Origin of the sequence: Bradyrhizobium sp. sGM-13 (assembly GCF_018398875.1) — a bacterium.
Classification (GTDB): Bacteria; Pseudomonadota; Alphaproteobacteria; order Rhizobiales; family Xanthobacteraceae; genus Bradyrhizobium.
The window spans coordinates 254,690-267,938 of the sequence record NZ_JAGWDK010000004.1; the positions used below are offsets into that span (position 1 = coordinate 254,690).

General features: G+C 61.5%; 13 protein-coding genes. 8 read left to right on the forward strand and 5 right to left on the reverse strand.

Annotation, left to right across the window (positions count from 1 at the left end; translation table 11 throughout):
• The first annotated feature begins 290 nt into the window (after nucleotides 1–290).
• The 5 genes from KJQ96_RS07830 (at nucleotide 291) to gmk (ending at nucleotide 4,974) form a co-directional block, all read left to right on the forward strand.
• Nucleotides 291–530 carry an acyl carrier protein gene (locus tag KJQ96_RS07830; RefSeq protein ID WP_008969609.1) on the forward strand — a complete coding sequence of 80 codons (240 nt, stop codon included), beginning with the start codon at nucleotides 291–293 and terminating at the stop codon, nucleotides 528–530.
• A 96-nt stretch (nucleotides 531–626) separates the two neighbouring features.
• Nucleotides 627–1,892 (forward strand): beta-ketoacyl-ACP synthase II, encoded by a 1,266-nt coding sequence (fabF, locus tag KJQ96_RS07835; protein ID WP_213286097.1) that lies wholly within the window; start codon nucleotides 627–629, stop codon nucleotides 1,890–1,892.
• A gap of 126 nt (nucleotides 1,893–2,018) precedes the next feature.
• On the forward strand, nucleotides 2,019–3,302 hold the full coding sequence (mltG, locus tag KJQ96_RS07840; protein ID WP_213286098.1) for an endolytic transglycosylase MltG: 1,284 nt from the start codon (nucleotides 2,019–2,021) through the stop codon (nucleotides 3,300–3,302).
• 127 nt (nucleotides 3,303–3,429) lie between these two features.
• Nucleotides 3,430–4,317, forward strand: coding sequence for a YicC/YloC family endoribonuclease (locus KJQ96_RS07845; RefSeq protein ID WP_213250032.1), 888 nt, complete (start codon nucleotides 3,430–3,432; stop codon nucleotides 4,315–4,317).
• A 3-nt stretch (nucleotides 4,318–4,320) separates the two neighbouring features.
• Nucleotides 4,321–4,974, forward strand: coding sequence for a guanylate kinase (gmk, locus tag KJQ96_RS07850; protein ID WP_213286100.1), 654 nt, complete (start codon nucleotides 4,321–4,323; stop codon nucleotides 4,972–4,974).
• 18 nt (nucleotides 4,975–4,992) lie between these two features.
• On the opposite strand, the gene KJQ96_RS07855 is transcribed toward gmk, so the two are convergent.
• Together KJQ96_RS07855 and KJQ96_RS07860 are read right to left on the reverse strand one after the other, a co-directional pair.
• Nucleotides 4,993–6,057 (reverse strand): hypothetical protein, encoded by a 1,065-nt coding sequence (locus KJQ96_RS07855; RefSeq protein ID WP_213286101.1) that lies wholly within the window; start codon nucleotides 6,055–6,057, stop codon nucleotides 4,993–4,995.
• Between the two features lie 1,059 nt (nucleotides 6,058–7,116).
• Nucleotides 7,117–7,470, reverse strand: coding sequence for a hypothetical protein (locus tag KJQ96_RS07860; protein ID WP_213286102.1), 354 nt, complete (start codon nucleotides 7,468–7,470; stop codon nucleotides 7,117–7,119).
• A 433-nt stretch (nucleotides 7,471–7,903) separates the two neighbouring features.
• Between KJQ96_RS07860 and KJQ96_RS07865 the strand changes: the two genes are divergently transcribed.
• Entirely contained in the window at nucleotides 7,904–8,257 is a 354-nt protein-coding gene (locus KJQ96_RS07865) for a hypothetical protein (protein ID WP_213286104.1), read from the forward strand.
• Between the two features lie 219 nt (nucleotides 8,258–8,476).
• Here KJQ96_RS07865 and KJQ96_RS07870 read toward each other — a convergent pair whose 3' ends face one another.
• Complete coding sequence (locus KJQ96_RS07870; protein WP_213286105.1) at nucleotides 8,477–8,698, reverse strand: hypothetical protein; 222 nt, start codon at nucleotides 8,696–8,698, stop codon at nucleotides 8,477–8,479.
• Between the two features lie 286 nt (nucleotides 8,699–8,984).
• Here KJQ96_RS07870 and KJQ96_RS07875 point away from each other — a divergent pair, with 286 nt between their 5' ends.
• Entirely contained in the window at nucleotides 8,985–9,173 is a 189-nt protein-coding gene (locus KJQ96_RS07875) for a hypothetical protein (RefSeq protein WP_213286106.1), read from the forward strand.
• Nucleotides 9,174–9,420: 247 nt separating this feature from the next.
• Here KJQ96_RS07875 and KJQ96_RS07880 read toward each other — a convergent pair whose 3' ends face one another.
• Nucleotides 9,421–10,359 carry an AEC family transporter gene (locus KJQ96_RS07880; protein WP_213286107.1) on the reverse strand — a complete coding sequence of 313 codons (939 nt, stop codon included), beginning with the start codon at nucleotides 10,357–10,359 and terminating at the stop codon, nucleotides 9,421–9,423.
• 879 nt (nucleotides 10,360–11,238) lie between these two features.
• On the opposite strand from KJQ96_RS07880, the gene KJQ96_RS07885 reads away from it, so the two are divergent.
• Nucleotides 11,239–12,267: a fatty acid desaturase gene (locus tag KJQ96_RS07885; protein ID WP_213286239.1), complete on the forward strand. Its 1,029-nt coding sequence runs from the start codon at nucleotides 11,239–11,241 to the stop codon at nucleotides 12,265–12,267.
• Nucleotides 12,268–12,270: 3 nt separating this feature from the next.
• Here the strand turns inward: KJQ96_RS07885 and KJQ96_RS07890 are convergent, their stop codons facing one another.
• A complete protein-coding gene (locus KJQ96_RS07890; RefSeq protein ID WP_213286108.1) occupies nucleotides 12,271–13,218 on the reverse strand; it encodes a LysR family transcriptional regulator in 948 nt (315 codons plus the stop codon).
• Nucleotides 13,219–13,249 lie beyond the last annotated feature (31 nt).

The following is a 13,249-nucleotide window of genomic DNA, read 5'->3' on the forward strand; positions in this document are numbered from 1 at the left end:
CCGATCTATGCGGCCAAAGGCCGTTGTCCGGGGCGGGTGAGGCTTGTAGTCAAGGCTTGGGAAGTATGGTAACCGAACCCCCGACGGATGGGCAAACAAGGCCATTGCAGGATTTTGAAACCCTGTATATTGGCGTGGCGACGCCTGCCGTTCGCCGGGGCTTTGTCGGCTACCACCGGGCCGAATCAAGACTATGCGCGATAGCGAAGGAAGTTTAACGACCACGATAGCTCGTAGCGTCTCTGTAGCGTCTTGGGGTCGGGTCCAATAGAACAAGCACGAGGTTAAAGATGAGTGAGATTGGCGAGCGGGTTAAGAAGATTGTGGTCGAACACCTCGGTGTTGAACCCGATAAGGTTGTCGACAACGCAAGTTTCATCGACGACCTCGGCGCCGACAGCCTCGACACCGTCGAGCTTGTGATGGCATTTGAAGAAGAGTTCGGCTGTGAAATCCCCGATGACGCCGCCGAGACGATTTTGACCGTTGGCGACGCGACGAAGTTTCTCGAGAAGAACGCTAAAAGCTGACGTCCCGGGCGGGTAGAGACAGAGCCGGACGGGCCGCCATCAAACGGTCCCCCGGTTTCTTGTTTTGGACCATCGGTTTCGGGCTGGAGTTTTGACATGAGACGGGTTGTCGTCACGGGGCTGGGCATGGTTACGCCGCTCGGCTGCGGCGTTGAGACAACGTGGGCGCGTATCCTCAACGGCCAGAGCGGCGCCAAGAAGATCGACACGTTCGAAGTCGCCGATCTCGCCAGCCAGATCGCCTGCGTGATTCCGCGTGGCGACGGCTCAAATGGTACTTTCAATCCCGACCAGTGGATGGAGCCGAAGGAGCAGCGCAAGGTCGACGACTTCATCATCTTTGCGATGGCTGCGGCACGCCAGGCGCTCGACGACGCCAACTGGCATCCGGCGACCGAAGAAGACAAATGCGCCAGCGGCACCCTGATCGGTTCGGGGATCGGCGGCCTGTCCGGCATCGCCGAGACATCGCTCCTGCTAAAGGAACGCGGGCCACGCAGGGTTTCACCGTTCTTCATTCCGGGGCGGCTGATCAATCTCGCTTCCGGTTATGTATCGATCGAGCACGGCCTCAAGGGCCCCAATCATTCCGTGGTCACGGCCTGTTCGACCGGCGCGCATGCGATCGGCGATGGTGCTCGCCTCATTGCGCTCGGCGATGCCGACGTGATGGTCGCGGGTGGCACGGAATCGCCGATCTGCCGGCTGGGGATGGCCGGATTCTGCGCGGCGCGCGCGCTCTCGACCGGCTTCAACGACGCGCCGCAAAAGGCCTCGCGGCCCTACGACAAGGACCGCGACGGCTTTGTGATGGGCGAAGGCGCCGGCGTCGTGGTGCTCGAGGAATATGAGCACGCGAAAAAGCGCGGTGCGCGAATCTATTGCGAAGTGATCGGCTATGGCCTGTCGGGCGACGCCTATCACATCACCTCGCCGTCGCCGGATGGCGATGGCGGCTTCCGCAGCATGAGCGCGGCGATCAGACGTGCCGGCATCACGGTATCGGATATCGACTACATCAACGCCCACGGAACTTCGACGCAGATCGGCGACGAGATCGAACTTGGCGCGGTGGAGCGGCTGCTCGGCAACGCCGCCTCCAAGGTGTCGATGTCGTCGACGAAATCGTCGACCGGGCACCTGCTCGGCGCTGCCGGTGCAATCGAGGCCATTTTCAGTATCCTTGCGATTCGCGATAACATTGCTCCACCCACCATCAATTTGGAAAATCCGTCGGTGCAGACGGCGATCGATCTGGTGCCGCAAACCGCGCGGAAGCGCGAGATTAACGTCGCGCTGTCGAATTCCTTCGGTTTCGGGGGGACCAACGCCTCCGTGATCATTCGGCGCGTGGCCGACTAGCAAGTGTTTGGAACGACTCCACCGTTTTGCCGTATTCGGCGATGACTTCTACATGCGGGCGTATGCTATCGGCTAGGCAAGGGATTGCCGAGTCGCGATTGAACCGACAGGATTCAGGTTGCATCGATGAGTGAGAGGCCGCCCATTTCACCACGAAGCCCGCGCGCTGCGTTGGAGCCCGAGCAGGTGCCGCCGCCGCCGAAGCGGTCGGATCGCGCCCGCAATCCATTCGTGGTGGTCGGCAATGCCATCTTCACTATCCTGATCATTCTGATGATCGGGGTGGGAGGGGTGTACTATTACGGCAGACAAATCCTGGAAACGCCCGGCCCGCTGAAGGAAGACAAGATCGTCAACATTCCCTCGCGTGCCGGAAAGCGCGACATCGCCGACGCGCTGTTGCGCGAAGGCGTGATCAACGTCAATCCCTGGGTATTCATCGGCGGCGTGTTTGCGCTGAAGGCGAGCTCCGACCTCAAGCCCGGCGAATATTCCTTCCAGAAGAGCGCCAGCCTCCGCGAGGTCATCGCCACCATCGTCGAAGGCAAGGTGGTACAGCACGCCGTCACTATTCCGGAAGGACTGACCTCCGAACAGATCGTGACGCGACTCCTCGACAACGACATCTTCGCCGGTTCGGTGCGGGAAATACCCCGCGAAGGCACGTTGCTGCCCGAAACCTACAAGTTTCCGCGCGGCACCACGCGCGAGCAGGTGATCCAGCGCATGCAGCAGACCCAGAAGCGGGTGCTCACGGAAATCTGGGAGCGCCGCAACCCGGACGTTCCGGTCAGGTCGCTGGATCAGCTCATCACGCTGGCCTCGATCATCGAGAAGGAAACCGGCCGGGCCGACGAGCGCAGCCGCGTGGCGGCGGTATTCGCCAATCGCCTGCGGCAAAAGATCAAGCTGCAGTCGGATCCGACGATCATCTATGGCCTGGTCGGCGGCAAGGGAACGCTGGGCCGGCCGATCAAGCGCTCCGAGATTACGCAGCCGTCGCCCTACAACACCTACGTGATCGACGGTTTGCCGCCCGGGCCGATCGCCAATCCGGGCCGCGCCTCGCTCGAAGCCGCCGCCAACCCGGCACGCACGCGCGACCTGTTCTTCGTGGCTGATGGAACGGGTGGACACGCCTTTACCGAGACCTACGACCAGCACCAGAAGAACGTCGCCAAGCTGCGGTCGCTGGAAAAGCAGATTCAGAACGACACCGTCGAACCATCGGAGGACGCGCCGCCGCCGACGGCGGCCGGAGCACCGGCCGATACCAATCCAACCGCGGCGACGCCGCGGCCGGCAGCGCCGGCCAAAAAGCCGCCCGCCCGTCCTCCGGCACCTGCAACCGCGCCGGCCCGCCAGGGCGCCGCGCAATCGACCACGACGCCGCCGGTAGTTCAGCGCTGACGCCCGCCGGTCGCGAAGGCGTTCCAGGTCGCAGCCGGAACGCAATTCCACTTTGGCGGAAATCGGCTTATGGTCCCGCCGTTCATTTCGAGTCTCGAAATCCCTGCCTTTTGGAGAGTGTTACGCGATGGCGCTATCGAGCATGACCGGTTTTGCCCGGAGCCACGGCGCCAGCGGCCCCTACACGTTCGAATGGGAACTGAAGTCCGTCAACGCCAAGGGCTTTGACCTGCGCTTGCGCCTGCCGCCCGGCTGGGACGAACTGGAGGCCTTTGCCAAGAAACGCGCCGGCGAGGTGCTGTCGCGGGGTACGGTGTACGCCAATCTCAACGTCAAGCGCGCCAACGCGGTCTCGACCGTGCGCATCAACGAAGACGTGCTCGCCTCGATCGTGAAGGTCGCGGGCGTGCTCGCCGGCAAGATCGACGCGGTGGCGCCCAGCATCGACGGACTGCTCGGCATCAAGGGCGTCATCGAGGTGGTCGAACCCGAAAGCGACGAGGCGGAGGACAAGGCAGCAAAGGACGCGGCTGCGGCCGCCTTCGAGCAGGCGCTTGGCCATCTCGTCGAGATGCGCCGCCGCGAGGGCGTGACGCTCGGGCAAATCCTGATCCAGCGCATGGATGAAATCGAAAGGTTGGCGAAAAAGGCCGAGGCCGCGCCCGGCCGCAAGCCGGAGGCGATCAGGGCCCGCCTGGCCGAGCAGGTGGCGGCGCTGCTGGAGACTTCCGAACGCTTCGATCCTGATCGGCTCAATCAGGAAGCCATCCTGATTGCGACCAAGGCCGACATTCGCGAAGAGCTCGACCGCATCGCCTCGCATGTCGCGCAGGCGCGCGAGATGATCGGCAAGGGCGGACCGGTCGGGCGGCGGCTCGATTTCCTCGCCCAGGAATTCAACCGCGAGGTCAACACCTGCTGCTCCAAATCGAACGATCTGGAATTGACCCAGACCGGGCTCGAGATGAAAAACGTGGTCGAGCAATTCCGCGAGCAGGTCCAGAATCTGGAGTGACCGATGACGGCTGGTGGTTTCGACGGAGTTGAACGGCGCGGGCTGATGTTCGTGCTCTCCTCGCCTTCGGGCGCAGGCAAGACCACGCTGTCGCGCCTTCTGATCGACCGGATGCCGGGCTTGAAAATGTCGGTATCCGCCACCACCCGGCCGATGCGGCCGGGTGAAGTCGATGGCCGTGATTATTTTTTCGTCGACAAGCCCAGGTTCGAAGCGATGGTCGCGCAGGGCGAATTGCTGGAGTGGGCGACCGTGTTCGACAACCGCTATGGCACGCCGCGCGCGCCGGTTGAGGCCGCCTTGTCGGCCGGGCAGGACGTGCTGTTCGACATCGACTGGCAGGGCACGCAGCAATTGCGGGAAAAGGCCCGCGCCGACGTCGTCAGTGTATTCATCCTGCCGCCCTCGGCAGCCGACCTCGAGAAACGGCTGCACACGCGGGCGCAGGATTCCGACGAGGTCATTCGCGGGCGCATGAACCGGGCCACCCATGAACTCAGTCACTGGGCGGAATACGACTATATCGTCGTCAACCAGAACGTCGATGACGCGTTCGCCGAAGTGCAGTCGATCCTCAAGGCCGAGCGGCTCAAGCGTGAGCGCCGCACTGGCCTGACCGAGTTCGTTCGCAAACTGCAGCGCCAGTTGGAAAAATAACTGCCGCGTAGGCTTCGGTTACGTCTGCGCGCTGCGAGCGAGCCGGGCCAGCATTTCTGTAACCTGCTGATCGCGCTCTCGCTCCTGAGGGACGCGTGCTCTTTCCTGCGGTGCCCGCACCACTCGTTCCTGCGGTGCCCGCACTCGCTCCTGGGGTACGCGCACTCGTTCTTGCGGTACGCGTAGGCGTTCCTGGGGTACGCGGGCGCGCTCTTGCGGCACGCGGGGCCGCTCCTTGGGCACGCGGGTATGCTGCACGGCGCCGGTGCGCCGCAGCCGGGCATCTTCATCGTGGAACACCGGCGGCGCGGGACGTTTGGTCCGCGCGGCATCCCACATCGCGCGCCGCTTGCGGTGCATGGCGCGGCGCGCCCGCATGCGCCCGATCCTGACGATCGCGCTTACCGTGAGGCCGGCGAGCGCCAGCGCTGCCGCCATCACCAAAAGCAGCTTCTGCAGTGAGGCGGTCGGCTTTGCCGGTTCTGCCGCGACGGGTGCAGCCTGTTCTGCCGTGGGCTGTTGCACTTCCTCCGCCTGCACCGGCTGGTCTGCGGGCGTGGCGGCGGCAGCGATCTGTTGATTGGGTGGGTTGGTCGAGGAGCTAGCGCCCCGAGCGTCGTTCCATCGCATGCTCGCCAGCGGCGCCGGTGCGAGCACGTTCGGCATGGCAGCGCTTGGTCCGTTCTGAGCGGCGGGCGCGGGAGCTGCGCCAGTCGTTCGCGGCTCGGCTTTGTCTAGCGAACCTGCCGCTGCGCGGTTTTGCTGGGCAACCCACTCGGCACGCGCGTCGTCGAACGATTTGCGCGAGTTTGCTTGCGCCTGCACCGGCGCCGGTTCAGCGGCTGGCGGCGATGACGCCGGGGCTGATGCGGGCGGGGCGGCGCGCGCAAATTTGTCGTCAGCTTTGTCGTTCTCCTCGCGGAGATACCAGCATTGACGTTTGGTGACGCGGTCGATGCGATAGTACCAATGGCTGCCCGACGGCGTCGCGCCCTTCGGCGCGGACAGACAACTGTCGGCTGCGGAGGCTTGCGCCACTGGAGCCGCTTGCGCTTCCGACACCTGGGCCCGGAGATCCGTCATGGCGGCGAGGCTCGCTCCCGCCACAACACCAGCAAAGAGAGCCGGGACGAATTTCACGGAACACTTCGACATCTACATCCCCGGCAACGCAACGCTACACGACGCTTGATGCGCCCAATCTGGTCAGAGACTTGGGTCGCAATGAGCCGCAATTTCGGAGCGGATGGGGTATAATTGCGGCTCGCGCGCTGCCTCACATGTGGCGGGCTAAGCCGATGAAAAAGCTGTGGAAAACAGGAGGCCTTCTGTTGATCAGAAGTACTATTGTTTAGAAGCGGTCCAACGTCCCCGAACATTCATCCGATCGCACGAATGAACCGGAGCCGCTGCGGGGCGAGGGTGGGGCAGGGTGATGCCGGTGCTCGGATACGCATAATTGTTTTCGCTGGATGCGACAGACACCGGATACGACATTGCGATCTCGCGGCGCGGGTAGCGCCCGAAGTTATGCATCGACGATGCCCTCAGGAAATTGAGGGCGCAGGGAAAGCCGGGTGCCCATGACACCCGCAGTCGTGCGCAAGAATGCACACGGTGGACCGCAGGTGCGCCGGAACACCCGGCCTTCCCTGCGCAGTGGTTTTAACGCTTATGCCGCGATCTCCCCGGAGCCGAATTCCTCTGGCCTCCGTCACCGATGGATTGGCGATTGATCGAAGGCCCGGTTGGGCCCGACAATCTCCATCGGCTTGACACCAGCAACGGGTGCCAGGACCACGCGGTTTTGCCGTCCGCAGCTTCCTCGGGCCGAAGCGCTTCAACCGACCCGTATGCTGCCGGAAGAAGTTCTGGCCGAAGCGTTTAAGCGCCGGTCGTCTGCGCGCCGTTCAATCGCTCACGAGGCAAAGCCCGCCCTGCAATCACGCGCGCGCCTGACGCTGCTGCGTCCACCGCATTCCATGCCCAACGTCCGTGACGTTCGCGATACGCCCCTCTTAGCGGGCCGGAACGGGCGAAGTTGTACGGCTGATTTGGGTGCGGCGAGAAGCGGAATATTTTTGATTCCCGGGCTTGACACGATTTCGGAAAATCAGAAGTGATTTGGTCGCGGCCAGCTTATCAGCCGCAATTCCAGATCGGCCCGATCGGCGTGCGCGTCCAGCAAGGGCCAAAGCTGCCGCCATTGTAGCGACCGCCGTAAAAGCCGGGCCGACCGAAATAGTGCCAGTCGCCATCATATTCGTAATAACGAGGGACAGGATCGATATACCAAGGGCGCCGGTTGGAACGCGCTATGCGCGAAATTGAATTTTTCCGAGTGTAAGCTGGAAGGCTGTTGTTCGGCGGCTGTTGATAGCCCGGCAGGAAGCCGTAGCCGTGCCAGCGTGGCGCCGGCCGTTTATGAGGTGGCGCAGCCGCTGCGACGACGGGCAGCAGCGATAGGATGATAGCGATCGAAACGAGGCGCAACATAAGCAACACCATAGACGGCCAGCTAGCGAGAGACGATTCAAATGTGCGAACAGTGCAGAATTACGGTGCACTCAATACGCGTCGAGATCAACGTCAAGTGCATTGTCATCGAGATAAGTGCACTGGCACCGCAATTCGTAGACGGTGAATGTCAGACCAGGCGGAAATCGAGCGTATCAGCCAGCGTAGCCCGGATGAGCGAGCGATGTCCGGGGCCCTTACGTCCAGCGGTGCTGCATATCGCATGTGCTCATGCGGGCTACTTGCTAAGGCCCAACTAGCGCACATAGCTCGAGGTTTTGTGTAAACCAACGACAGTGGAGTCCCGCCGTCACGTTAGCGTTACGCTCTAGTGTGAACCAGTTCATACACGCTAAAGTTTAACTAGTGCAGAGAAGATTTCCCGCGATATTTCTAGTCAATGGAGGGTTTGATGAAGCAGCTCTCTTTCTCGCTTTCGGCACTACTGTTCGGCATCATTCTCTACGCGTCCCAAGCTTACGCCCAGGCGAAATGCACTCAAGGTTATGTTTGGAGGGAGGCTACTCGGGGCGACTACGTGTGCGTCACGCCCCAAACCCGCCGGCAGGCCTGGAACGACAATGCGCAGCAGGACGCTCGGCGGGCAGGGCGTGGACAGTACGGATACGAGACTTGCAAGCAAGGTTATGTATGGCGCGAAGCAACGACGGACGACAAGGTCTGCGTCACGCCGGCGACGCGCGACCAGGCGCGCTACGACAATTCAAGGGCGCGGCAGCGCGTCCACGCACAGCGCATTGATTAAATTAGCCGTCAGCCTGCCCGCATATCGCATGCGCTCATGCGGGCTTCTTGCTGGCAGCATCCAAGAAACGCAAGAAGGGCCCCAGCGCCGCTGAGGCCCTTCTTGCGCGGGAACGATGTCGCAGGGGAGGTGCGACATCGCACCAATTCCTGAGCTACCGATCGGTCCAGCGTCTCAGCCGGATCCTGATCTGATCGTCGCTAACCGTCGATTGCGTGTTTAGTCGCAGATGCGCTCCCGAATCCTGACGCGTTCACCGAAGCGGTTGGTGCGTTCGCGGATCACGATCCGGCAGTCATCTCTGTAATCACGGTAGTAGGGGCGATCATAGCCGGGACCCACATAGACGCCTCCGGGACCGACGCCGAACTCTATAGCGTTGGCCGACGCGATGGTTCCGACCGTAAGCAGTGTCGCAATCGCCAAGACAGATAGCTTCATAGATACCTCCTCTTGTCGATCAAAACCAAAGGCTTCGGAAGGCATTCGTTCCGCTCTGCGGAGATTTTGATAGCGCGCCCATCTTGGGTTCCGCCAAGAACATTGCAGTGAAATGTCTCGGTTTCGATTCGCCGATCGCTCATCGGGGTATCGGCAGGCCTCGTCATTGTCGAACTCGATGCAGGTTTCTCGCTTGTCGTTGCGAGCGGAGGAACTTGACGCGTTTCCGAATGGTTGATCGATTTGTTCTACGGCTCCTCCGGTTCCGTATTCGGGCGAGGACACCATGACTTCACTTGCGAAACTTCTCACTCAAAAGGAACAACTGCTAGGCAGGCTGGAGGAGAACCCTGGGCCCAACGAGCGCGCCGAACTGGAACGCCTTTTGGAGAAAGTCGATGCAGCGTTGAGTTCGCTGGAGCCTGCGCCCGGCGACATGGCCGAGGATCCTGACAGCCGTTCGAAACCGACTTGATTTTGTTCGCCCGACCGCGGCTTTGACGCGCCGGCAAAGAGAGCGACCACCTCGAGGTCTTCGTGCCGTCGCCACAAAAACTCGAAAACGAGCGTGGATGCGATTGCCCGGCACGGTGCGGTCGCGAAGCGATTTCGCGGCCGTCCGCCGAGTCCGGAAATGGACCCAAAGCGGAAATGATCTCTGGCAGCCAAACTCCGTCTCTCCCTTAAAAACGGACGAATTTCGCTTGTCCTCTTGGCGCTTTTTAGCCCGCCTGTGCCGCGAGGGCGTAGAGCCAGCCCATCAGCGTCGCTACCGACAGCAGCGTTGTGATCGAGACTGTGGCCGCGATCAGAGGTTCTTCCACCTTGTACTCGCCTGCCAGGATATACGCCGTCTTGGCGGTCGGCACGGCGGCACAGATGACGGCGGCGATCGTGTAGAGCGGATTGAGGCCCGACGCCAAACAAAGCCCGTAAACGATCAGCGGCATGATTACGAGCTTCACGATCGCGAGGGCGACGGACGCCCTGACGTTCGAGCGTATTGCTTCAACTGACAGGCTTAGTCCAATGGCGAAGAGCGCGCACGGCGTTAGAGCAGCCGCCAAGATGTTCATATAGGCCGCGAGTAAGGGCGGCATTGGCAGGCCTGTGGTCGACCACGCAAGACCGATCAGAGTCGATAGTACCATCGGATTGAGCACGATCTGCTTCACCAGCATTACCGAACCTGCCGTCCTCGCGTGCGCGCCGCGCCCCTCGCTTTCCAGGAGAATAACCGTGGCGGGGAACATCACCCCCGCCACGAACAAGGTTGCGATGGCGACGGGCAGAACGGCAGGCTGTCCGTAGATGGAGTGCAGGATTGGCAGCGCTACGAAACCAGTATTGGTCATCGCCGCTGCCATTCCATAGAGAGTGCTGCTGGCGCGGTCGCGTCCCCACCGGATGCGGACTGTCAGAAAGACCACCACGAAGCACAGAACGGAGCCACCGCCGAACGCCAGCAGAAAGCGCCATTCGAGAAGATTGCGTGCCGGCTCCTGCGCGATGGTGACGAATAGCAGCGCCGGCATCGCGACGTTATAGGCGAAATGCACAAGTCCGTCGGCCAACGACCGCGAAATGTAGCCGAGCCAACCGGCCAGCCAACCCGTGACGATAATCGCAAACACAGGAAGGACCAGGTCGGCGACGGCCATCTTGCTTTCCCCTTGACGGTCCTTTGATCAGGCGCGTGAAGCGATCCCGGTGAAATAATTCAAGTCTGGCAGGGTCTCGCCAAGTTAAGCTGATTGGCCACGGAAGCCAATTGACCGAATGGCCGCCTCTGGCACCTTTGAGACATGCCCGCCTATTCTGACAATGTCAGTTGAAGGGGTAGACCGGAAGCGGCTGGCAGATCGTCAAACCGACGCGAACGACCCATTGCGGTCTTCGCTCCAGCAGACCTAGTGGCAAGGGCTACGATTACGCTGCCTGAGTTGGCGCCCTATGGTGGCGTGTAAGGAGCAGGCGTGCGCAAGCAGGCCTCTTCCGCTCCTCCTTTGGGACGACAGTCCCAAAACTTCTCGACCATGATGCCCGCAATGATCATGGACAGCACTACCAGGCAAAACACCGCCAGCCGACTATCTGCTTTCATTCTCTCGCCTCACTTGGCGGAACGTTTGTAGGCCCGACTCCTGCAGATGCGGTTACTGCATGTTCGCTTATTGGCCCTCTTGAGACCTGCCGACCGGCCGTGACGGTGTCCGTTTCCGGCGGAAGACCCGAAGTAGTCGGCCGACGACCAAATTGACGCGATTGGACCCATGGGACACGGGTAACGCGGTGCTGCAGTCCTTGACGTTCCCCCAATTTGTGTCCATATGCGGGTCAATCGACACTTGGCCGAACGACTGGGCCCGCTTTGCCTCGCTGCTGACAGGCACGCACGTTTCAGACCCTTCTCCAAAAATCGATCAACGGACGTAGGTGCCGATCCATCGGTGCCTCGATCTTACGTGCACTGTCAGAAGGGGATATCTGTGCATCAGAGAACTGTGCAGTGGTCTAATGGCCAAAAAGACTTTGGCTTCATTCAGACTCCCATTGGCAGCGATGACGTCCTCAACGCACGGCGTTGGAAGCGCATTTTGGGCAACTACAGCACCCCAATTCGGCTGCGGAGCCTGACCGAGTTGGCGATCACGGCTTTGCCGCTCGTCATGCTGTGGACCGCAGCCTGGTTCATGTTCTCCCTTGGCTATGCCTGGGCTTCATTGCTTATCGCGGTTCCTGCCGCTGGCTTTCTCTTACGTCTGTTCATGATTCAGCACGATTGCGGCCATGGCACCTTTTTTGCGGGCCGCCTGGCGAATGACTGGGTCGGCCGCGCCATTGGCGTGCTCACGCTCACGCCTTACGACTATTGGCGCCGCACGCATGCGATTCATCATGCCACCACCGGCAACATCGATCGCCGCGGCATTGGCGATGTCGATACGCTGACCGTGCGCGAATACCGGGCCCTTTCCTGGTGGGGCCGTCTGAAATACCGTCTTTATCGTCACCCGCTGATCATGTTCGGGCTCGGACCGGCCTATCTGTTTCTTTTGCAACAGAGGATTCCGGTCGGCCTCATGCGCAATGGTTGGCAGCCTTGGGCCAGTACAATGGCAACCAATCTCGCAATTGCCGTCATCGTCGCTGCGCTCACGTGGTTTATCGGGATCAAGGCGTTCCTGCTCGTGCATCTTCCGATTACGCTGCTGGCCGCCACGGCCGGCGTTTGGCTGTTCTACGTGCAGCATCAATTTGAGCACACGACGTGGGATCGGGACGAGAGCTGGAACCTGCATCAAGCCGCTCTGTACGGCAGCTCGCATTACGAACTGCCGGCGCTGCTGCGCTGGTTCACAGCCAACATCGGTATTCACCACGTGCATCACCTCTCCAGTCGGATTCCCTATTACCGGCTGCCGCACGTGCTGCGTGACCATCCGGAGCTGCGCGATGTCGGGCACATAACGCTCCTGCAGAGCTTTCGGTGTGTACGACTTGTATTGTGGGACGAGGCGCAGCGCCGTTTGGTGTCGTTTCGGGAAATTAGAGCCCGGGACTTTTAGGCGTTACGGTGATCGTGGAGGCCCAGCTCGCCCTCGCGGCGCGGCGCGTTTCGGCAGATCGGCGATGCGTGCCTTGAGGCGTGGCAGCGCGAAGTCCAGGAAGGCGCGCAACTTGACCGGCATGAAGCGATTGGGCGGATAGACGAGGCTGACGGGTATCGGCGGCGGCTCGAAATCCCGCAGCAGCAGCGCGAGCTCTCCGGATTTGACCGATTCTGCTATTTGATAGGAAAACACCGTTGCGATGCCCATGCCGCAGCGCGCGGCGTCGCACGTCGATTCAAGATGGTTCAACACCAGCCGCGACCGCACCGGCACGACGTAATCGGTCTGGTCTTTCTTGAACGTCCATTCGGTTGGTGACTGCAACGGCACGAAACTGATGCAGTCGTGCCTGGAGAGGTCGTCAAGGGATCTCGGCGTCCCGCGCGATTTCAGATAGGCCGGGCTCGCGCACAGCATGCGGCGGATTTCGCCGATCCGGATGGCGATCAGGCTGCTGTCGGCCAGCGTTCCGATCCGAAGCGCGACATCGACATGCTCCTCCATAAGATTGACCGGCCGGTCCAGCAGGTCGAGGCGAACGTCCACCTCCGGAAATGTCGTCGCTAATTCGGCCAGCACCGGCACCAAATGTAGCCGGCCGAACGCAAAGGGCGCCGACACGCTCAGCTCGCCGCGCGGCGTCGCGTACTCGCCGGACGCGGCGCGTTCGGCTTCCGCCACGTCGGCGATGATCCTTTTTGCCGCCGCGATGTAGGAGCGGCCTGCCTCCGTCGGCACGAGCACGCGGCTCGACCGGTTGAACAGCTTGGTGCGCAGGTGCGCTTCGAGCTCGGATACTTTTCGGCTCACGGTGGCCAGCGGCATTCTGTGCCGGCGCGCCGCAGCCGACAGACTCCCGGCCTCCGCGACCGCCAACACAATCGACATGCCTTCGAGACGGTCCATCGGATGCTTCCATTTTTTGGAAGGATATATC